General features: G+C 51.5%; 20 protein-coding genes. All 20 read right to left on the bottom strand.

Going from position 1 to position 22577, the window contains the following annotated elements:
• Positions 1-3: 3 nt before the first annotated feature.
• The gene (locus tag NSU01_RS01955; RefSeq protein WP_076243525.1) at positions 4-3648 is read right to left on the bottom strand and encodes a PA14 domain-containing protein; all 3645 of its coding nucleotides are present in this window, start codon (positions 3646-3648) and stop codon (positions 4-6) included.
• Positions 3649-4056: 408 nt separating this feature from the next.
• The gene (locus NSU01_RS01950) at positions 4057-4845 is read right to left on the bottom strand and encodes a formate/nitrite transporter family protein (protein ID WP_039299406.1); all 789 of its coding nucleotides are present in this window, start codon (positions 4843-4845) and stop codon (positions 4057-4059) included.
• A 408-nt stretch (positions 4846-5253) separates the two neighbouring features.
• Complete coding sequence (locus NSU01_RS01945; RefSeq protein ID WP_039299403.1) at positions 5254-6348, bottom strand: toxic anion resistance protein; 1095 nt, start codon at positions 6346-6348, stop codon at positions 5254-5256.
• Between the two features lie 13 nt (positions 6349-6361).
• Positions 6362-7087 carry a hypothetical protein gene (locus NSU01_RS01940; protein ID WP_042132999.1) on the bottom strand — a complete coding sequence of 242 codons (726 nt, stop codon included), beginning with the start codon at positions 7085-7087 and terminating at the stop codon, positions 6362-6364.
• Positions 7088-7123: 36 nt separating this feature from the next.
• The gene (locus NSU01_RS01935) at positions 7124-8179 is read right to left on the bottom strand and encodes an ATP-grasp domain-containing protein (RefSeq protein WP_076243524.1); all 1056 of its coding nucleotides are present in this window, start codon (positions 8177-8179) and stop codon (positions 7124-7126) included.
• Positions 8176-9009, bottom strand: a complete 834-nt coding sequence (locus NSU01_RS01930) for an HAD family hydrolase (RefSeq protein WP_042132998.1) — start codon at positions 9007-9009, stop codon at positions 8176-8178. The genes NSU01_RS01935 and NSU01_RS01930 overlap by 4 nt, the downstream gene beginning before the upstream one ends.
• Positions 9006-10160 carry a cysteine protease StiP family protein gene (locus NSU01_RS01925; protein WP_076243523.1) on the bottom strand — a complete coding sequence of 385 codons (1155 nt, stop codon included), beginning with the start codon at positions 10158-10160 and terminating at the stop codon, positions 9006-9008. The genes NSU01_RS01930 and NSU01_RS01925 overlap by 4 nt, the downstream gene beginning before the upstream one ends.
• Positions 10157-11449 carry a phosphoribosyltransferase family protein gene (locus NSU01_RS01920; protein WP_042132994.1) on the bottom strand — a complete coding sequence of 431 codons (1293 nt, stop codon included), beginning with the start codon at positions 11447-11449 and terminating at the stop codon, positions 10157-10159. The genes NSU01_RS01925 and NSU01_RS01920 overlap by 4 nt, the downstream gene beginning before the upstream one ends.
• A gap of 76 nt (positions 11450-11525) precedes the next feature.
• Positions 11526-12734 (bottom strand): HpcH/HpaI aldolase/citrate lyase family protein, encoded by a 1209-nt coding sequence (locus NSU01_RS01915; RefSeq protein WP_042132993.1) that lies wholly within the window; start codon positions 12732-12734, stop codon positions 11526-11528.
• 232 nt (positions 12735-12966) lie between these two features.
• Positions 12967-13710, bottom strand: coding sequence for a TerC family protein (locus NSU01_RS01910; RefSeq protein WP_042132991.1), 744 nt, complete (start codon positions 13708-13710; stop codon positions 12967-12969).
• Between the two features lie 27 nt (positions 13711-13737).
• Positions 13738-15060, bottom strand: a complete 1323-nt coding sequence (locus tag NSU01_RS01905) for a TerD family protein (RefSeq protein WP_076243522.1) — start codon at positions 15058-15060, stop codon at positions 13738-13740.
• 93 nt (positions 15061-15153) lie between these two features.
• The gene (locus NSU01_RS01900; protein WP_042132987.1) at positions 15154-15735 is read right to left on the bottom strand and encodes a TerD family protein; all 582 of its coding nucleotides are present in this window, start codon (positions 15733-15735) and stop codon (positions 15154-15156) included.
• 51 nt (positions 15736-15786) lie between these two features.
• Positions 15787-16362, bottom strand: a complete 576-nt coding sequence (locus tag NSU01_RS01895) for a TerD family protein (protein ID WP_042132985.1) — start codon at positions 16360-16362, stop codon at positions 15787-15789.
• Positions 16363-16391: 29 nt separating this feature from the next.
• Positions 16392-16988, bottom strand: coding sequence for a TerD family protein (locus tag NSU01_RS01890; protein ID WP_042132983.1), 597 nt, complete (start codon positions 16986-16988; stop codon positions 16392-16394).
• 123 nt (positions 16989-17111) lie between these two features.
• A complete protein-coding gene (locus tag NSU01_RS01885) occupies positions 17112-17558 on the bottom strand; it encodes a tellurite resistance TerB family protein (protein WP_042132981.1) in 447 nt (148 codons plus the stop codon).
• Between the two features lie 256 nt (positions 17559-17814).
• Positions 17815-18537 (bottom strand): amino acid ABC transporter ATP-binding protein, encoded by a 723-nt coding sequence (locus NSU01_RS01880; protein WP_042140674.1) that lies wholly within the window; start codon positions 18535-18537, stop codon positions 17815-17817.
• 15 nt (positions 18538-18552) lie between these two features.
• The gene (locus NSU01_RS01875; RefSeq protein ID WP_039299378.1) at positions 18553-19200 is read right to left on the bottom strand and encodes an amino acid ABC transporter permease; all 648 of its coding nucleotides are present in this window, start codon (positions 19198-19200) and stop codon (positions 18553-18555) included.
• 110 nt (positions 19201-19310) lie between these two features.
• Positions 19311-20126 (bottom strand): transporter substrate-binding domain-containing protein, encoded by an 816-nt coding sequence (locus NSU01_RS01870; protein ID WP_081969796.1) that lies wholly within the window; start codon positions 20124-20126, stop codon positions 19311-19313.
• 260 nt (positions 20127-20386) lie between these two features.
• Entirely contained in the window at positions 20387-21262 is an 876-nt protein-coding gene (aguB, locus tag NSU01_RS01865) for an N-carbamoylputrescine amidase (protein ID WP_076243521.1), read from the bottom strand.
• Positions 21263-21422: 160 nt separating this feature from the next.
• Entirely contained in the window at positions 21423-22454 is a 1032-nt protein-coding gene (locus tag NSU01_RS01860; protein WP_042132976.1) for an agmatine deiminase family protein, read from the bottom strand.
• Between the last annotated feature and the right edge of the window lie 123 nt (positions 22455-22577).

The following is a 22577-nucleotide window of genomic DNA, read 5'->3' as shown; positions in this document are numbered from 1 at the left end:
TGATCACTGAAGTTCTACCGGTTTCGCAAGCTGTCCAGGCACTTCAAGGTTGTTGTTGAACTGGTCAAATACAAAAACCTTGACCCGGTAGTTTTCACCTTTCACATTGTAGTACTGGGACATCGTCAGATGGCTGCTCGTAAGCGGGATAGCGTTAATCAGCAGCGGAGTATCGCCGTCCATCAGTTCGAAGACAACATAAGCGCTGCCGGTATACTCCGCGAGACGATCCAGTGAGACCTCCACCTGAAGCTGATTATCGCGCTTAAGCACACCTTTTATCTCGTACGTATCGGTATAATCATTTGGCGTGAACGGCTTGTCCGAGAGCAGTGCTGTTCCTGCTGGAGTACCGGCTGCCATATCACCTTTGATGCGCACCTGCACCATGCCTGCTGCGTAGCTGCCGTCATGGATCGGCTGCGGGTTCACCGTGACCGGCTGCCAGGTTTCGCCTCCGTCCAAGCTATATTCATAGTCAGCTGCTTCAGGGTAGCCAGGTACGAGTGTCCAGCCGAAGGTGTTGCGGGCATCGTCAATGACCGGAGCGGTCGGTGCCGCCGGATGCTCACCGCCGGAGAACACGGTAGCTTCCGAGGAATTGTCCCGCTTGTCTACGGCTTTGACTACAAACTCATAATCCACAGCCGGATTAGTTCCCGTTACCTTATATTCATACTGGCTCCGCGCTTCTTCCACGGGTACATAAACACTCCAGTTCGTCCCGAGTTTACCGTTCTTCTCATAAATCCGGAAGCCTCTGACGGCATCAGCGTCACTCTTGTCGGCTGGTCTTACCCAGGTAAGTACGGCCGCCTTGTCCTCTGTCCTGCCAGCTGCCAGCTCCTTCACCGGTTCGGGCTTGCTGTCATCGCGGACAATGGTGTACGTATCGAATGGAGCTGCATCGCCCGATTTGTACGAATTGATAGTGAAGCTGTCTTCCGTCATCGTGATGCCGGAGTAGATCGGTACTTTAGGCTGCTGATATACATTGGCATAATACGGATTTACACCCTTTTGGATATCGTAATATTTCGTACCGGCGGAATTATTGATCATGTACAGCGTACCGTCAGGGTTCAGCGGATTGCCGTCGCCGTTTTTTTGAATATCCGTTACCGCTTTGTCCTCATACATCTGGTACGAGCGCATGAAGGTATGGTCATGACCCTGCAGTACCACATCGATACCCAGCTCATCGAACACCGGAACCATCTTCTCTCTCAGCGCCAGAATATCACTGTCCAGTGCATGGTTCCCGAGCGAATAGACCGCCTTGTGGAAAGCAACCACTTTCCATTTCTTGTCCGTTACAGCTACCTCACGCTTCAGCCAATCAACCTGCTGTTCGAAGGAATTACGCTGACGCTCGTCCCAGCCCATGTCCATCGTGTTCAGCACCATGATATGGGCATCGCCGTAGTCGTAGGAATAGACACTGCCTGGAGGAAGCGGATCATCGATTGAATCATTCGGATAGTTGAAATGATAATAATAGTTATCGTTATACGGCCCTTCATGATTGCCGACAGCCGCCATCAGCGGAAGCTTCATCAGCATGTTCTGCGGCTTGCCGAAATAGTCCAGCCACTGTGACTCCAGCGATCCGGCATCGACCTGATCCCCGGTCATTACCAGGAACTTGGCATCCGGATAATCATCCAGCCCGTTCTTCAGTGTTTTGGCCCATACCTCATAGTCGTTGGTATTTGCACCTTGGGAGTCAGTCATATAGAGGAAGTTGTATGCCTTTTCGTTCTCCCCCTCAGTCATGAAGCTGCCTGCGGCGCTCCAGTTTCCGTCACTGCCCACACGGTATTTATAAGCAGTTCCGGGAACAAGTCCGGTAGCAATCGCTTTATGGCTGATAAAAGCACCTTTTGTCGAGCTAGTGATATTCAGATTAAGCGCCCTGGTGTCAGCAGGATCTCCAACAAAGCGCTGCTTCACTGGGGAGTCAAAGTCCTGGTCTGCCGGCACGATCTCTACAATGCTGTCCATAATCCCCGCTGGTGCGCTGTCGGGTCTTTCATAGCTTGTATACCAGGCGAAGGACCGGTTGGTCTTCGCTTCATTCTGGAAGGACATTGCAATCGCAATCGGTGAGTAATCCACGGCCTCTGACATATTATCAGGACTATAAACGAAACTGCCCGCAGATGTACCGTCTGTAAACTTCAGTCCTGCCTGCCCGTCATAGGAGATGTTCACAATTTGCCCAGGCTTCACGATGGAGCCAAGTGTCAGTGTAAGCTGATCAGGAGCACTGCCTTGAACCGCATTCAGGAGCGGAATCACAGCTGTGTCCGTCTTGACTGTCAGATGGCTGGCCAACTCGGACGAAACCTGCTGCAGATCACCCGTGAGCTGCAGCGCTACACTGGTACCACCAGAATCTACGCTGCCGTAGACAGGGCCATTGTAATCAACCGGAAGGTAAAGGGCAGAGGCAGGTATAATCTGCTTCGTTATCCCCGGACCCGACCAGCGCAGATACAGGTTCGATCCGCCGAAATCCTCGAAATATTCTACTTTAAAGTTGTGCTTCACTCCGCCTTGCAGTGTAATCGGAGTGCTGGTCTGTTCCACATCCCAGTCGTTAGTCCAGTGGTCGATCACAAGCTGGTCGTCAAGCCACATCCGGAAACCATTGTCGCCGATCATATAGAAGGTATAGTCGCCGGACTCCGGCGCCATGATCTGGCCTGTCCAGCGGATATTTGCATCATCCGAGCGTCCGGTCCATGTCTGGAGAACGGGGTCCAGATTGCTGAAGTTAATCTGGGAATCAATTCGTGTGGACTTATAATCACCGAACTCAAAGGTCTCGGTACCGGTGTAATATTGACCAAGTAATCCGTGGTCTTTCGAGGCGGATACCCCTGCAGAAGCGTTGAGTTCGAGGGAGAAAAACGTATCGGAGCTGCCGCCCCTGTCCTGATGTACCTCGGCGGCAATTACATTTGTGCCCTTCAGTAACAGAGCCGGATCGATATTGAAGTTATTATCGAGCCGCTCGTCGCCGATGGCCGAAGAAGCATAAGTATTATAGAGAATCGTACCCGTCGGCAGGTTCGTGCGGTAGACTTCCTGACCGTTCAGATACACAACTGCGCCGTCATCCCGGACCAGCGTAGCCGCGAGCTTAAGGATAGCTGCCGGGTCGTCAATCTGAAATTCCTTGCGGTAATACGATGTTGTATATTTTTGGCTTGAATCCGTGCCGTAACCGATCCAGGTGTTCAGATCCAGCCCTTTGCCGCTGCCGGCATAGCCGAGCGGGGCTTGTCCCTGCTTCCAGCTGCTGTCATCGAAATAGACATCCTGCCAGACCGTAGCCTGATCAGAACCGTCATCCAGATACACCCATCCACTGTCCTTGGCGATCAATGTTCCCTCTGCAGCAGCAGCTGACATGGGAGCATCCTCACCGGCAACAAGAGATATTTCTCCGTCTGCACCGCTGGCGGCAGGCTCTGCAGCAGATGCTGATCCTGAGTTATCCGTTCCCTCAGCCGGATTAGCACCTGTGTCTGCAGGCTCTGCACTGGCCGGTAGTAACGGCACATAACCAGCGGTGAACAATGAAGCCGTCAGCAATGCAGCTGCAAGCATTCGGCTTAGCAGCTTAAACCTCTTCTTCACTTCTTTTCCCCCCAAATGAAAGTTATGATCATTTGGAAATGATACGTTTACCGGGCGAACTGTTCAATGCATGCTTGGTAAAACCGGGATGAGTTTTATGTAAAATTTGAAGAAATATATCTGGGAATTAATTCATTATAATCTATAATTATTCACGATCTTCCAAATCGCCTCCCTTACCCGCTACTGCCAAATAATCTGTGTCCCTTATAAGGAGCCGACGAAGCAGGGCTAGTTGTAATTCCGGCATTCTAAAAGGAAATGTAATCGGGAGGTTAAAACAGCTATGAAATTTACTATGAATTCCAGCAGGAACAAACAGCTTTTGTGTATATTTATCTCAACAAAAAGCAGAAAAGCGTTCCTCCATAACCGGAGAAACGCTTTTTGGTTTATTTGGCAGCCGCTTTAATGAGACTCCTCATCCAGAAACGGCTTATTCACATAGTAATACATCACGCCCATCAGCACCCCGCCGCCAATGAGATTCCCGAGCGTAACCGGGACAAGATTATGCACAACGCCTCCCCATGATATGGTGCCGGGGTGATCCAGCACGAGCGCAATTGCGAAGGTACACATGTTGGCAATACTGTGCTCATAGCCGGAGATGAAGAAACAGAAGACGAATAGAACCATGGCGAACATTTTGGCTCCGTCGCTTTTCATCGACATCGGGACGAAGAAGGCCAGACAGACGAGCCAGTTACAGAGAATAGCCCGGAAGAACAGCTGCAGCGCCGGGGCTTCCATCTTGTGAGCCACCACATTCAGCAGAAACCCGTTCACAGAGGAATCATAGAATAATCCGGTCAGAAAAATCAGCAGGGCGAACGCCGTAGCCCCAAGGATATTACCGATGTAGCTCACTACCCACATCCGCACTACCTCAGTCCATGCCATCTTGCGTCTCAAGGCCGCGTAGGTGTAATAGAAGGTATCTCCGGTAAATAAATCTCCCCCGCCGTAAGAAATGAGGATGATGGCTGCGCCGAACGTAATCGCAGCCATCGGATAGGTCATCGGCGATTGTTCCATATAGAAGAAGTTGCCGGTCTTAAACGCTACGATAACGCCGAATCCGATAAACATGCTGGCGAGCATGGCTCTGGCAATATACCGCAATATGCTTTGCCGGAAGATCTTCTGTTTCTTCAGTGCCAGCTTCTCAACCTGCAGCAGTGCCTCGTTCTCCATTTGACCTCCGTCTTAGCTTCGTATTTTCAGTGATTGTAGAGGCTGCTGTACAGCCTCCGGGTTATTATACCCAATAAACCGCTGGAAATTGCTTGAACCACAGAGCGTCAATATTTATGGAGCCCGCACACCTTCCGGACCTGCCTTACAGGCCTCTATCATCCGGGTCATTCAGCCTGGCAATAGCTTCCGCTTTCTCACTGCTGGCTACGACGATAAGCACAACTATCAAACATCCCAGAATCATCCGCTTATCCCCTCTTTCTCCACAGGTCGCCTTAGTGACAACTTATGTGGGAGAGCGGAGCATTATGAATGCTGATTATCATGACAAAAAAAGCCCGCTGATCCCCATCAGCAGGCTTATTGCAATCCTTCGTATGTGCTTACGGGCCGCAGATCAAATCATCAGTTCAAAAAGCTGCTCAGCCCATTCTCCGCCTGCTTCAGAGCCTGCGGCTGCGAGCCCTCATTAAGCCCGAGCCGGTTGTTCAGCTGGGTGTTGATGGTCGTCATTTTGGACGTATAATCCTGGCAGCTCTCGATAATCCGCCGGTTGGACTGCTCCGAGGTATCCAGAGCACTTAGCAGATCGCCTATTGCCTGATTCACAGCTTCGAGTGACATGGACGGCTTGGAGAGCAGCTCCGTGGTCTTCTCGGTAGTTGTACGCAGCAACCGTGCGTTCTCCTTGAACTGATCCTCGATCGTCTTGTTGGTGGCTTCCACAGCGTTAATGACATTCTCCTGATCAGCCAGGGACATGGCAATCATCGCCGACACGGTGATCAGGTTAGAAGTCTTATCAATCGCGTTGTTTACGGAATCGATCAGCTTATCATTGTTGTCATTGATGATATCCGTTGCCGCAATCGCCTGATTGTAGAGCAGAATCATTTCGGTCATGGACTGAATCCGTACCATTACCTTGCGCAGTCCCCGTTCCAGATACGCCTTGCGGAACTCGTTCTCCGGCTTGGCGATTTCTACCTCGAACAGCTCCTTCAGCTTGTTGCCGAAGGCAATTTTGGTCTGCAGGTTATAAATCTCCTCCATCGAGGTGCGCTTCAGCTGGCGCATGTTGACGATGCTCTCTTCCAGCGTATCGCGGCCGTCGCGCAGACCGGTAATGATGGCATCAATATTGGTGCGGACGGACTGATATTTATAGACATAATTTTTGAGCGGACTCTTGCGCAGCATTTTGCCGAAAAAGCTGACATTCTTGCTCTGCTGCAGCGTCTCGCACTCATTACGCAGCTTCATAATCATATTCGGCACTTCCACCCGTTTGCCGCTCATCAGGTCATTGACCGGACGATCCAGCAGCTTAAGGGTTTGTCCCGCTTTTTCCTGCGTCTTCACGCCAAGCTTGCCGATATCATCCATCAGGGAATCCAGGGCTACCGTATCGGTCTTGGACACCTTCTCAATTAACTGGGAAGCTTCCTCCACTACCTTCTGTTCATCTTCTTTTCTCAGCTCGATCAACTGCGTGGACATGGTTTTCCTCCTCCTATAGTTCGGAACTGCTGTAACGCTGATGAATCAGTTCCGCCTTGGTCTGAAGTTCCATCAGGTCTTTATGTTCGATCGTAGACGCAATATCGGATATTTTGGTATCGACATCACGCAGACCGTTCAGCAGCATTCTCCGGTTTCTCGTCTTGGCTTCGCCGCCCAGCCTCAGGAACGGATTGATCACACCGTTGAGATCCTTCAGCACCAGTCTGCGGACGGTGTGGTTGATCTCGCCATTGCCCAGTTCCTGCAGCAGAGGAATCACACGCTGCAGTCTGGCGAACAGCGCCAGTGACTTCTCGACGATCTCATTATCCAGCGTATCCTTCTGCCCTTCAGATATAATCATATCCTCCAGAATGCTAAGATACTCCACTACCGGAGCGAATTCCGCTCCGATGGTAATCTCCCCTCTGGTCTCAGCTCCCGCTTTGACCGCAGAAGCCTGTCCCGCAGCCGGGAGTGGGCCTGCGGCCGGGGCGCCGCCAGCCGGGGACTGAAGCGCCCCGGCTGAAGCTGCAGGAGCCGCTGCCGGCTCTTGGCCGGCGGGAATAACCTCCACCGGGAGATTCACTCTTGTGCGCCTGAAGCCCGGCACCGCAAGGGCGGCCCCGGCAACCGGAAGCAGCAGCGAGATCAGCTCGGGCAGGAACCCGCTGGTCAATACAGCCACAACATAGCCGGCCCCGGCGTATACCAGTACTTTGAATTTAGCTTGCATTCCTTCTCACCTCTTATGAGCGTGAATGCTCCACACTCAATTCACGGAATCCGTAACCACGGATTCTCCGTTTATTTTCATGATCAGCGGCTGCTCAACATGGCTTGCCAAGACATTGTGCGCGAATTCTACAGGCTGAACTTCGCCGCCCAGGGCGCTTTTGACTGCCAGATAAGGGAAGTTAATTCCGGACAGACACGAGATATGCAGGCCCCCGGACATCCGCGGATTAATCTCAAGCAGCTTGGGTACATCGCCGCTGTATTTCATCTGGACATTGAAATTATAAGGAATCCGGTAGGTCTCGGCCACCCTGCGGGCAACCTCTTCCAGCTCCGGAATATGCTCCATCAGCCGCAGCCGTCCGCCCGCCTTACGGCGCGGGACAGCGGCAAGCAGATTGCCATCCGCATCTGCCAGACAATCAATACTATATTCATATCCCTCCAGCAGCTCCATAACCATCAGATTAGGAAAACTCTCCGCTCCGGAAAGAATACGGTAAGCATCCTCGAAGGAAATTAACGGCGTTACATGTCCAAACAGCTCTTCCAGCGGGCTGCGGTTATTGTCTATAATCCGGAATCCGAGACCGCCCTCTGTTTCGGTCGGCTTGAAGCAGACCTTATGTCCCTTGGAGACGAGTTCTTCATAGGCTTCCTTGAACTGCTCTGCATTACTTACGACATGATAATCTGGAATCGTCATGATTCCGTTAGACTTCACACTTTCGTAGAACTTGCCTTTATCCATAATCATTTCCAGCAGATCCTGATCGCGGCAGACCAGCACCTTCGTCCCGATGGCATCGAACAAGGACACATGCCGGGCGATATCCAGCATATGCAGCCGCGGAATGAAAATATCAATCTCATTGCGGCGGCAGAAATCAACGCAGAACTGCACGTATTCGATTCCCGTAAGCTCAGGCTCGGCCCCTGCAACATCAGCGCCCTGCAGCGACATATGGCGGATATCCGGGTGGGTGGCGAATATTCGAACCGGGATGCCGTCTTCATTGTTCCGGATGAGATTCATGTAATGAAAAGCCACGGAAAACCAGCGATTGAAATAAATATTTACCTTTTTCATTGTGGCCCAACTCCCAATGCTGTCAAATTATTATAAATCGTTTGAACATACTGCATAATCTCATCCCCGGCAAATACACCCGATTGCTTCGTGAAAGGATACTCTAAGTTTACTAGACCCGCCTGCTGCTCGGCAAATATTTCTCCGTGACAGGGGGCAATGGCATAGTCCGCAGCCGCCAGCAGACTCTTGTCCAGCAGGGAATCGCCTGAAGCGACCATCGGCTCTGACCGGACGGTACGGCGGACATGAAGGATCGCGTCACTTTTGTTCACGGCCTCCGGCACAATGTAGAGCTTGCGCCCCTGCAGCGATACCTTCCAGCCCAGTCCATCCAGCCGCTCAGCCATACGGGTAATCTCATCCAGCGGCAGAGAATCACGGTGCACTACGAAGGTGTAGAACAGCTCGTCACAATACCGCTCACTGGTAATCCATTCTGCCCGCACTACAGAGCGGACAATCCTTCCGGCTTCCTCAGCCGGCACGGACCCGCGTTCCACCAGCCGCCCGACAGCCGCCCGCCATTCCTGGTCCACTACCCCGTTCACGAGAATGTTGCCTCCATTACTGGTAACGGCATAATCCGGAATAACGGTCTCCTGGAACAGGTTGATCCGCCGGTACTGTGCGATAGTGCGCGTAGTGACCGGCATGAAGATGATCTTCGCCGCAAGCTCTTTCAGCATATCCAGAGCCTGCTGCGATATATACGAGACCGTTCTGCCGTCAATCACTTCGGCCGGCACCAGACCGGGGGCATCCCCGGGAACCCCGATGGCATTCAGAGAGTAGATCAGCGTACGGTCCAGATCACTGGCGTAGATCATTCACTCTCCCCTTTCAGCGGCTTAATGATCCCGCAGCAGGAATACGTCAGTCCGGGGAATACCTCCACAGGTACACCACGGTCTTCGGCCAGCAGCAGAATATGCCGCAGGTTGGGATTGTCCAGCCGATCAACGAGGATTCTCCAGGGCACTCTGCGCAGCAGCACACGCGTGGTCTCGCCAACCCCCGGCTTCACCAGATTGATATTATCAATGCCGAAGGTCTCCTGGATACTGCGGATATCAGCCAGCCCCTGCCAGGTAATCTCCGGAGGATCCGCCTGCATCTCTTCAGCAAGCTTCAGCCCCTCCGCAGCCACCTCACGGAAATAAGGAGTCACAGCTTCCACGAATACATTAGACAGATCACTATCCAGCCATTCCTTATAGAATTTGGCACCATGGAACTCCTCCGGTCCGATCAGATCGTCGCGGAGCACGGTACGGCTCATCAGACCGGATACCGTAGAGTTCAGGCAAGCGCTTGGGATCAGATAATCTTCCCTTGTGCCGAAGGTTCCCGAACAGTATCCGGGATCGGCAAGCACCGCCAGATCATCATTCAGGGTAATCCCATATTTGCTGTACATGCTCCCGCAGGCCTCGATCAGCACCTGGCGGATAGCCCCTTTGCCGGTCCAGCCGTCAATGAACTGCAGCTCCGCATCGCTTCCGTGCTGCTGCAGCATATATAGCACAGCGTTCTCATCGATACCTTTACCCCGGATAATCGAAATACTGTAATGCGGCAGATCCGCTTCATAGCGCTCCAGAATATACCTTCTGATCAGCACGCCTATCGGGGTACCTGCTCTTGCCAGTGAGACCAGAACCGTATTCGCCGTTCCCCGCTGAGCCACAATCATCTCAGATACGGCAGCTACAGCAAGCGCCACCTTCCTCGCGGTATGCTGCAATGTCTCATGGAACAATTCGATATACTGCTCCGTCGGCTGGTATTCTACAGGGAGCATCTCTGAGTAATGCACGCCCGACTGGATTGCTTCCTCCCGTTCGGCTGTTCCCCGCTCCAGGGATACATCGCTGAGGTCCTTGAGCAGAAACGTAACATCGGAGGCAGGGTAGCTGCCCAGCGGAACCGGAGGGGATATTCTTCTGTTCATTATCTCTTCCATTTCGATTCCCTTCATATCCGCGAGCCTCCAGTTTCAGGTTCAGAGGCCAGTATAATAAGATGCACCTTATTGCCTGCCAGCCTCTGCAAAATATCCGTCATCGGTTCAATCCGCTGCCGCGGCACATCCCGCTCAAGCAGCACAAAGATATCATCATACTGGCCGGGATCCACATTATAGATGAAATTGGTGATCTCTGTGTCGCCTGCGGACGGATACGCTGCTGCACTGTGCACACCGTAATCGGCACGGCGCTGCGGATGGATCGGACTGCGGGTAGAGGATTGATAGGACACGCCCTCACCCATCTCCGCGGCAATCCGCATCGGCAGATACATGAACTCGCCTACGCCCATCACCAAAGTGCGGGAGCCTTCCCGTAAGTCACGGAGCTTCCCGGCCACCCTGCTGACGCCTTCGTCAATCCGCCGGTTATCTGCAGATTCCAGACCAAAACGGCCGCTGTATTTCAAATAGGGGGAGAGATTCACAACACCCTGCGCATCCGCAGAGGACACCTGCAGCCGCTCTAACCCGTCCTGTATATACGTGGTCACTAGCTCTGCAACTGCTGCGGATGGTTCTGCGCTTCCGGCTTGCGGCTTCAGCAGAGGGGTTCCAGTCACCTCAATGCTGCCCTGCAGCAAAGATAAGGCGGTGATTCTAATTCCCAGCTCCTGCTCCAGATCACGGTAAGCCTGAATATTCGCGGTGCTCCGCCAATCCAGAAGTGAAGCCACTACATACTCGCGGCGCGGGAATTTGGACTGGATATCACGAATGGTATTGATCGCCGTATTGCCGGTCGTAATCTCATCATCTACCAGCACAATCGGCTCTGTTCCCGATAACAGCTTGGGATTCAGGGCGTAACAGAGATGATCTACAGCATGGGAATGCTCCTCTTCGAAGGTGACTACGGATTCCAGTTCAGGAATATTCTCACGGGTCGTATGAATATATGAGGCTCCCCCGGCAAACATGTTGTACATGCTGTGACCCAGGGCGGTAGCGGTTTCGGCAAAGCCGATAAATAGGGCAGGCTGAGGCAGCACCAGACGTGCAGCAAGCAGATCATGATAGGCCTCTTCCGCGAATTCAGGATGAATCAGGCCATGAACCGCCTGGCTCATCAGCTTGTCCATGATCTCCCGTTCAGCGCTATCCGCACTCATCTCTAAGTACAGGAGAAGGGCAAGTGCCGCTCCGCTAAGCAGAGGGGTATAGGGACCTACAGGAATATGTTTGCCAAGCACTTTGCTGACGAATAGAAAAGAGCGTTTCTTGTTGATACGGGCGGCCATGGAGAATAAGGCTTCCACGGGCATATGAAAGGGGTTGGAGGTTTCCGTTACCGTAACCTGCAGATTTTCGACGATATTAAACGTGTGTATATTCGTTCTCGGGTAGTAATCCGACAAAATGCTGTTGTTCATGTAACACCCCGTATATTTGAGATCGTAGTAAAATACGTCTAGCCCAGTTCAAATGCGGCTTAATTTCATTCATCTTGTTGTAATATTCGCTCTTGAACACTCCGCGGCTGCCATCATTGCTCTCCACAATACTTAAAGCGTCCACATATTCTTCATGCATTACTGTATACATCGCCTGCACGGGTCTGAGATGGGAAGGATGAATGATCGTTTTGCCCACAATACCGTTTTCCTTGTCCAAAATCACTTCACGGATCAGGCCATCCATCGAGCTGGAAATGTATTTATTCCGCATCTCACGGCCATGTTTGCCATAGGTATCTTCAAAAGGAGTCTCGCGAAGCTGAGGACGCAGAACCCGGTGTCCTTTGCTGGCGAAGTATTCCCACACAGGTCCCGAGATGACATACCCTTCTTCCACACGGCCAAATATATTAATAATATCCGACATGCAGTCGCGGATCGGCGTCAGGTCATAGATGCTGATATCGGGACTGCGCCGCAGTCCAAACAGGCTGGAGAAATCCGTTGCTCCAATTCTGACATTGAGCACATATTCGCGGTATTGCCCCAGCAGATCACGGATGGCCAGCAGGCTGTCCAGCCGGCTCTCCCGGTAGATGATCGGAGCATTCTCCAGAATCGGCATTCCGTACAGCACAGGGGCTGAATAAGTACGCGTGTTATTGTAGTCGGCAATGGCCTCAAAAAATTCCACACCGTTCAGGACAGAAAACTTGGGAAACACAAAACCGGTCAGCATCGTTATTAAAGAACCCAGCCGGAAAATCAGATCCTGCAGCTGCTCCGGATTGCGTACACGGATGAACAGCAGCGGCAGACTGCCTCTGGGCTCCGGATCATTCTCGGCGTAAGCGGACAGGAAGGCGAGATGCCGCACAACGGATTCTTCAGCATAATCCACCTCGCCATCCCCTATGGCATCCTCCAGATCTATGATTACCGTAACGAGCCCCGAGGCTCTCAGCTTAATAATATCTTCGGCAACACTGGACCTTGTAGCAGGCATATAAAGGGCAGCTCCGACGGCATAAGCCAGTAAATCCTTGCTGGTTGTATGATCAAATGAAACCGGCGGAACATGAAATAATGAAGTTTCCTGTTCTTGCGTAAGGTAATCGAAATATCTCAAGGCCTTTCCCCCTTAATGTTGTGCCAAGCACAAAACGAATAGCCTCTCCATATAGAGACAAGCAGAACCGGCTATGCCGTCCTCTCGGGGACGGCATCCGGCTTTCTCAAATACAAGCAAAGGCCATGCTATAACATATAACGATTACCCGGAAGCACGCCGGAGTCCACCCTTCCCGTGAACTCCCCGGCTTCCTGTACAGCTATGAATCTAAAGCTATCCATCAGGGGAATCAGGCTTTGCGGTTCGCCTCTTTTTTGCGTTTACTGGCGCTGTACACAATGGTACCCACAAACACTGCAATCAGAACCGTGAAGAAGATCACATGCGGCATCTCATACCCGAACGCACCAGCAAGCATTTTACCGGCAATAAGTGCAATGAGCAGGAAGGCTGACTGTTCCAGTTCAGGGTATTTAGCAATCAGCTTGAGGAATACCTGTGCCACGCCGCGCATCATCAGCACGCCGAGGATACCCCCCAGGAATAGCACCCAGACTTGATTACTAAGACCGAATGCAGCAACTACACTGTCAATACTGAAGGCAATATCCATTAATTCAACCAGGAGCACCGTCCTCCAGAAAGAGGTGCCTTTGTTCTTCGTCTCCCCTTCTTCTCCGCCACTCTTAAACAGACCTTTATAGGCAATGTAGAAGAGATACAGAGCACCTAGAGCCTTAACCTCCCAGAATCCAATCAGGAAGGTACCCAGACCAATCGCCAGGAATCTGAATAAATAAGCGCCGAGTATCCCGTAAAACAGTGCCTTACGCTGCTGCTCTTTCGGTAAATGCTTAACCATTACCGCCAGCACGAGCGCGTTATCTGCGGAGAGCAGGCCCTCCAGCAGAACCAGACTCCCTATAATCCCCCAGCTGACAGGATCGGAGAGCGTCGCTACAACATCACTCCAGGAGAAGAAATGCCCATAATTCTCACTGATACTCCTAAAAAAATCACTGAACCAGTCCATTCCACTTGCGCCTCCGGTAAAATAAAATTATTTGCTGCCTGCTACCCAGCGAAGCCCCCAGCCATAGGCCTCATCCATCTCCTTATGACCGCTGAAATATTGCACAAGCCGTTCAATACTGAAGGTCTCGTTGCCTACATTCCGGATCAGCGCGATGGCGCACATGCCCTTACGGTTGTTATGCTCGTCCAGATTAACGACAATATCCGGTCCTCCATCCTGCTTCAGGGTAACCACCCCATCCGCCTCAGACCAATTGGTAACTCCCTTGTAAATAAAAGAAAACACTAAAATTCTTTCGATTTGTGCAACCTTACTTCCGTTTATACGCAGATTCTCGCCGGATGTTACGGAGCCTGTCCGGTCATCCCCATCCAGCATGATGTACGGCGGCTGCTGCAGGTTGCCGAACGCATTACCCAGTGCCTGCACAACTCCTTTGCTGCCGTTCTTGAGTTCATACAGGCAGGCAAGATCGAGATCCACGCCGCCCTTGTTACGGCTGAACAGTCCACCACCCTGCTTCTGGTTCCAGTTCAGGTTGATGACGAGTTCACCGAGACCGGAGGCTGATTTCTTCAGGTTGATGGAATCGCCCTTCTTCTTCAGCTCAATCTTCTTCAGATTGAGATTCAGCGGCGGTGCGGGAGCTTCCGTCTGCTTCGGCGCAGGCGGAGGAGGAATTACTATAGCAGGTCTGGCTTGCTCCACCTTCGGTGGCGGCACCTGAAGCGGCGTGCGTTCCGGCGGTGCCGTCTTCTTCTCAGGCTGCGGTGCAGCCGCCGGAGCAGGCTCATCCTCCACTTCTATGCCATAGTTGCCGCACAGCGCTTTGAGTCCGCCGGAGAAGCCTGCAACGATCGCACTGAATTTCCATTCTTCGCCGTATCTATATAATTCTCCTACCACAACAGCTGTTTCCACAGAGAAATGATTTCCCAGGTTACACCGCAGAATTTCCGCCCCTGTCGCCTGATCCAGGATCCGGCACTGGGCCTCGCTCATCTGTCCGAACATTTGCTTGCGGTTCTCGCCATCATACAGGGTAAGGGTAAAGGCTATCTTCGCGATACCTGCAGGAATCTTGTCCAGTCCCACCTCGAACTGCTTAAGTCCCCCCGAAGCTGCACCCGGCACATCCTTATATCTGATATAAGGCGTAGACGGGTTATTATAAAAGATCAGATCATCGTCACTATTTACTTTGCCTTGCGCCCCGAGCAGGAACGCAGAGGCGTCAATATCCATGGAAGATGGAGCCTTCCACCCGATCTCTACAATGATATTGCGGATTCCCGGGTTTCCTTTGGTCAGGTCTGCTTTCTGCCCTTTAACTACTTCAGTACTCATTCTTACGCCACCTTTATAAATGGATAAGAGTGCAACTTATACACTTTTGTCTATAAAAAGGGCAGGATCGATGATGATCCCGCCTTTGAAGCATTATTGTGCATCCAGTCCATAATTCTTGCATAGAGCGCTGAGCCCGCCGGCAAACCCGCTGCCGATCGCCTGGAACTTCCAGTCCGCCCCATGGCGGTAGAATTCACAGAAGACAACAGCTGTCTCGGTGGAGAAATCCTCACCCAGGTCAAACCGCAGAATCTCGCGGTCGCTGGAAGCATCTACAACACGAACAAATGCGTTCGATACCTGTCCAAAGTTCTGCACCCGCGTCTCATAATCATAGATCGTCACTGTAATCCCAATGCGCTGAATATTCGCCGGCACCAGGCTGAAATCTACAAGAATCTGCTCATCGTCCCCGTCGCCTTCACCTGTACGGTTATCGCCTGTATGGGTTACAGAGCCTGTCCCGCCGCTTGGGTTGTTATAGAATACAAAGTCGTCTTCGCCTTTGGCTTTGCCGTCCTCATGCAGCAGAAATGCTGAAGCATCCAGGTCGAAATCCTTGCCGCCGCTATACTTGTTTGTATCCCAGCCAAGTCCTACAACTACCTTCGTCAGGCCCGGATTGGTCTTGGTAAGATCAATCCGCTGTCCTTTGGAAAGACTGATCGTCACTGGCAAAAACCTTCTTTCCTCAAAGATTTAATTCCCGGAGTCATCAGGGTCTTATTGCAGACCGTAATCACGGGTCAGTCCGGAGAGGCCGTCTTTGTAGCCGCTGCCGATGGCATTGAATTTCCACTCTGCACCATTGCGGTACAATTCGCCGACAACAACGCCCGTTTCAACGGAGAAATCTTCGCCCAGGTCAAAACGGATCAATTCTTCACTGTTCGCATCATTCACGATACGCACATAAGAACGGGAGACTTGTCCAAAGTTCTGGCTTCTGGCTTCCGCTTCGTAGATTGTAATGGTGAACGCAATTTTATCAACATCCGCAGGAACATTGAGCAAATCAACCTGAACCTGCTCATCGTCTCCGTCGCCTTCACCTGTGCGGTTGTCGCCGGTGTGAACAACGGAAGCGTTCTCGTTCTGCTTGTTGTTGAAGAAGATGAAGTTTGTTTCTTTATCCACTTTGCCGTTAGCATTGGTCAGGAACACAGACACGTCGAGGTCGAAGTCCTTACCGCCATCGTATTTATTCGTATCCCATCCGAGGCCGACTGTAATTTTGGACAAGCCCGGATTAGTTTTGGTCAAATCGATTTTTTGTCCCTTGGATAAGTTAATAGCCATGAATAGAACCCTCTTTTCTCAAATTGGAATTAGATATAACGTTCAGCCAGTTGATTGATATGTGCTGCGTGCGCGCCTTCACCGATGGCTGCGAATTTCCACTCTTCGCCATGGCGGTACAGCTCGCCGCAGATCAGTGCCGTGAAGCCTGTGTAATTGTCCGTCAGATTAAACTTGATCAGCTCGCCGTTCCCGGCCGCGTTGATAATCCGGATATATGCCGATTTGATCATCCCGAAATCCTGCTTGCGGTTCACCGCATCGTAGATGTTAACCACAACCAGAACCTTATGGACATCGGCAGGAATCGACTTCAGATTCACCATGATCTGCTCGTCGTCGCCGTCTCCTTCACCCGTCAGGTTATCTCCCGAGTGAACTACAGAGTTGTTCGTATTCTGTTTGTTGTGAAAGCAGACGAGGTTCAGCTTATTGGTCAGCTTGCCATTCTCATTCAGCAGCAGAGCGGAAGCATCGCAGTCCACATTCGCCTGTTTCTTGACACCAAAGAAGCCTCTTGCCGGTTCGGCAGGGTCCCAGCCCAGTCCTACGATTACGTTAGACAGTCCGGCATTCCCTTTAGTTAAATCGATCTTCTGACCTTTTACCAGATTGATTCCAGCCAACTTTACGTACCTCCGTTTCCAGTAGTAATCACTGCCTGTAAGTCCTTCTTGCGGGTGTTATATCAGTGATACGATGAAGAAACGCCTAAGTTTCATCCAATTGCGGATGCCCCCCGGCCTGTATTACAGGCTGAATTCGCTTGGGCTCAGTCCCAGCACACTGCAGATATTCCGGACAACCGCTTTCTCATGCTCATCGAAGTCGCCGTCAGCCGCACCGATCGCGGAGCATACGCCCACAATGACACGTCCGATCTCCGGTTTGCCGCTGAATTTCGCGATCGATTTGAGCGCTTCCTGCTTGCCGATTTCCGGCGAGAACTCGAAGTTGCTTACATAGAAGTTGAACTGGTTGATGACATCTCTCATGTCAAATACCTTCAATTCATTGCTGAGGTTCATATATCCGGCCATTTTGTTCTTCTCGGATTCCTCAATCTTGCCGTCAGCCGCAGCAACCAGTGCGCAGCCTGCAACTACCGCGTTCATAAAGTCTTTATTTTTAAACTTCTTAACTTGTTCTGTCAGTCCGGTTTTTGTCGTATTTAGCCAATTTTTAAATGTGCTCATCGTATTCTCCTTCTATCATTCTGAATTATGACCAGTAGAACGGGCTGTGCCGTACTATAAGCACCATATCCGCTTCTGCCGGAAATATAAGGATAAATTATTATGCGTAGCCCATAAATCCTTATACTTTAAAAAAAGATATCCCCGAGCCTCCTCCCCGCCATTCCGGGCAGATATTCAACCGATGGTCCCATTGCCTAATTCTTACTCTTCTAATATAACCGATTAAATAACAATATTCTACTTTGACAGATTCTCACAGTACCTTGGACAGGAATTCCCGGGTGCGCTCATGTGACGGATTTCCGAACAACTGCTCGGGTACCCCCTGCTCCACTACAATTCCCTGTTCCATAAAGAGGACACGGTCTCCCACTTCACGGGCAAAGCCCATCTCATGCGTTACTACAACCATAGTCATTCCTTCACTGGCCAAATCCTTCATGACCGCGAGCACCTCGCCCACCATCTCGGGGTCCAGTGCAGAAGTCGGTTCATCAAACAGCATGATCTTCGGCTCCATCGCCAGCGCGCGCGCAATCGCCACACGCTGGGCTTGACCGCCCGAGAGCGAGGATGGATACATCTCCGCCTTCTCGCTCAGTCCCACCTTTTGCAGCAGCTCCAGCGCTTTTTGACGGGCTTTGTCAGCCGGCCATTTGCGGACCTGCATCGGGGCCAGCATAATATTCTCGATCACTTTTTTGTGCGGGAACAGATTGAACTGCTGAAAGACCATGCCTACTTCGGTACGGATATCGTTAATCCTTGTGCTTTTGGCCATCAAGGAAGTGCCTTCAATTATAATATCGCCTTCCTGCGGCTGCTCCAGCAGATTGAGGCAGCGCAGAAAGGTCGATTTGCCCGAACCCGAAGGTCCGATGACCACCACAACCTCCCGGCTGTGAATGTCGACGCTGATATCGGTCAGTACCTTATGGGCACCGAAGGATTTATGCAGATGCTTCACTGAGATAATAGGCTCCATATAGGGTTACACCTTCCGTTCGATATAATTAAGCAGCTTGCTGAGGGAGTAGGTCAGAATGAAATAGATCAGTGCAGCGGTCAGATAAGGCTCCCAGATCCGCAGATATTGGCCTTTCATGGTATTGCTCCAGTACATAATCTCCGGTGCGGCAATCAGCGCCAGCAGCGAGGAATCCTTAACGAGGACGATGAATTCATTCCCGAACGCCGGAACCATCCGTTTGATGGCCTGAGGCAGAATAATGAAGCGCATCGCCTGGAGTTTGGTCATCCCGAGTGACAGGGCGGCTTCCCGTTGTCCGGGGTCAATTGACTGGATGCCGGCACGGAAAATTTCTGCGGAATACGCCGCGGAATTGAGCGAGAGCGCCACAAATGCGCTCATCAGCGCATAGGTTTTACCATAGAACAAGGGAATCAGCCCGAAATGGACGATCAGAATCTGGACGTACAGCGGTGTTCCGCGGAAGATGTTGATATACGCATGAAACGGCCAGCGGAAATACCATCTGGGCGCCATTTTGCCGAACCCGATAACCAGTCCCAGAATGGACCCGCACAGGATCGAAACCAGCGATACACCTATGGTGAACAGGGTCCCCTTAAGTAAAACCGGTAAATAATGAACGATGATGTCAAATCTGAAATCCATAGAACTCTTCCCTTCTCTTCTGCTTATAGCTTTCTCTATGTTTCTCTTGTGTTTCAAAAAAAGAAGCATGCGCAATAGCAATCATTACGCATGCTTAATTGTTACTCCGCTTACTCTGCGCTCAAAAGTGTGGCCGTATCCGGCTCATCGCCGAACCATTCTTTGTAGATTTCCGCATATTTGCCGTTCTCGATGATCTTCTTGATCGCCGGGTCCAGCTTGGCTTTCCATTCACTGCCCTTAGGATAGAGGATACCGTAATATTCGGAACCGAAGTTCTCCTTGTCGATGATACCGGTCAGCTTCTCATTCGGATTGTTCTTGATGTATTCGTTCACGATGGCGATATCCGCAACCACCGCATCCGCTCCGCCGCCGTTCAGCTCCATCAGGGCTACGGCATTGCTGTCATAACGCTTCAGATTGCCGTTGTCGATCCCCATAATGCCGCTCATGAGATCATCCGCAGTTGTTGCTGCCTGAACGGCAACCTTCTTATCCTTCAAATCAAGAGCAGACTTGATATCGCTGCCTTCCTTAACCATGATCATGTTCGTGGATTCGAAATAAGGAATGGAGTAGTCATAGGTTTCCTTGCGCTCATCTGTAATGGATACCGAAGATAGCCCCGCCTGATATTCAGTGCCTTGCTGAACACTGGTCAGCATCGTATCCCAGCCTGTGTTCGTCACGGTGTAATCGATACCCGCTTCCTCCATAACCGCTTTAATGAAATCAATGTCAAAACCCTTGATAGTGTCTGTATCCATATACTCCATAGGTGCATAACTGGCATCGCTGGCGAACTTGATGCTCTCTCCGGCCGCATTGCCGCTGCCTGCGTTATTATCCGAACCACAGCCGACCATTGCCAGGACCAGGAATGCCACCATACCTGACATTGCCCATTTTTTTCTGATTCCCATGCTCCAATCCCCCTACTTATTTATAAAATAACTTAAAGAGATTTTATCAGATTAAAGCGATGGTGACAATTAACTTTTCCTGTGTATGTTATATAACATGACATAATATCGATGTATTGTAACATTTACAGCTGCCTAATCTTAGAATTCAGGTCTATCTTCATATAAAAAGCAGCCAGGAGGCTGTCCGGAGAGTGATATCCCCGGCAGCGTCCTGGCTGCTTGCTATCATAACTGTTATTCACTTCATTCATTTCCAATCAGAACGTCAGGTCCCCGTCATATGAAGCAATCAGCCGGTACAGCTCCGGACGGCGGTCGCGGAAGATTCCCCATTCGATCCGGCCAACCTCAAGCGCATCAAGGTCGAATTCACTGACCAGTACACCCTGCTCATCGCGCCCGGCTTCGGCAATCTTGTTGCCCTGCGGGCCGGCAATGAACGAAGAGCCGTAGAAGTTAATGCTGGAATCCTCGTCAATCTCCTCACCGATCCGGTTGGAGGCGACGACAGGAATCAGGTTAGCGGCTGCATGACCCAGCATGCAGGTCTGCCAGTGATCCTTGGAATCGATCGAGCCGTCCTGCGGCTCCGAGCCGATAGCTGTAGGGTAGAACAGAATCTCCGCCCCCATCAGACTCATTACCCGCGCTGCTTCCGGATACCATTGATCCCAGCAGACGCCGACACCGATTTTGGCATAACGGGTATTCCACACCTTGAAGCCGGTATCGCCCGGGTTGAAGTAGAACTTCTCTTCATAGCCGGGGCCGTCAGGAATATGGCTCTTGCGGTATTTGCCCATCACCGTTCCGTCGGCATCAATCACGGCCAGCGAGTTATAACGCGCGTAGTTCTTTTTCTCATAAAAGCTGATCGGCAGCACCACTTCGAGTTCTTTGGCTATCGCCTTGAAATGGTTCACAGCCTTGTTGTGCTCTAGCTCGGTGGCATAGGCGTAATAATCGGATTTCTCCTTCTGGCAGAAATACGGTGTCTCAAACAGCTCCTGCAGCAGAATAATCTGCGCGCCCTGGGCTGCCGCTTCTCTGACCAGCGTCTCGGCCTTGCGGATATTCTCATCAATGTCGCCGGAACAGCTCATTTGTGTTGCGGCCACTTTTACTTTTCTCACAGTTGTTCCTCCCATTATGAACTTTAAATTCCCATCTGGGCGAAGTGTAACTGCGTTGAATGTTTGGACTTCCGGCCGCTTTCGCTCCTTCCGGTTCCAAAATTCCCCTCCGTTACTTTTGCCCTTTATGTTGTTAGTAAGTTCAACTTCAAGTTACAGCTTAGTTCACAGCAGGCATCTGTTGGGTGGTGCAGTGCACGTTCCCGCCTTCACCAATTACGGCCATTCCGTTCACTGTGCGAATTCTGCGTTCCGGGAACAGTCCGGCAAGCGTCTCTTCGGCAAGCCTGTCTGTCTCTGCCGCCGTACCGCCGAATACCGGCAGTATAATCCCGCCGTTTACAAAATAGAAATTCAGATAGCTCAGGGTCAACCGGCTGCCTTCATAATCTACACGGGGCGGCTGCTGAATGCGGATAATCTCCAGCTTCCGTCCCTTGGCATCGGTAGCCTGCTCCAGAATACGCAGGTTCTCCTCCGAAATGGCATAGTTCTCATCCTGCGGGTCCCCGCAGACCTGGATGATCACCTTGCCCGGCGCGGCAAAGCAGGCGATGTTATCGACATGACCGTCCGTCTCGTCCCCGCTGAGGCCGCGCTTCAGCCAGATGATCGACTCAGTTCCCGTATATTGCTTCACTAAGCCGGCAATCTCTTCCCGGTTCAGCTCAGGATTGCGGTTCGTGTTCAGCAGGCATTCTTCGGTAGTCAGCAGTGTGCCTTCGCCGTCGGTATGAATCGATCCGCCCTCCATGACAAGCGGTGCATCGAAGCTGCTGATCTCAAGCTGCTCCAGAATTTGCGGAGCTACCTTATCGTCAAGATCCCATGGCGAATATTTGCCGCCCCAGGCATTGAACTTCCAGTTCACACCGGCAAGCTTGCCTTCAGCATTCACTACAAAGGTCGGTCCGTTATCGCGCAGCCAGGCATCATTGTGCTTGATAGGCAGCAGCGTCACATTAGCCCCAAGTCCGAGCTGTTCTACTGTCTCCATATCATCAGGGTTCACAATCACCGTTACCGGCTCGAACTCGGCAATGGCTCTGATAATCTCGGCATAACCCGCACTTACCGCCGCATGGTTGTCCGGATATACCATAGAGTCCTGCACCGGCCAGGAGATGAAGGTCCGTTCATGCTCGGCCCATTCCGCCGGCATTGTATAGTTTAAATCTTTGGGATACGTCATTTAGTTACCTCTGCCGTTTATATTTGAAGCTGCCCTGTTAGCCGCAAGCTCCTCACCCATCATACAATAATATGCCTGTGTGCTCAATTGCCGGACCGCAATAATCCCCCTGGAAATATCCAG

This window comes from Paenibacillus sp. FSL H8-0259 (assembly GCF_037963255.1).
In the GTDB taxonomy this organism is placed as follows: Bacteria; Bacillota; Bacilli; order Paenibacillales; family Paenibacillaceae; genus Paenibacillus_AQ; species Paenibacillus_AQ phytohabitans.
This window is presented reverse-complemented; position numbering and strand designations above follow the sequence as displayed.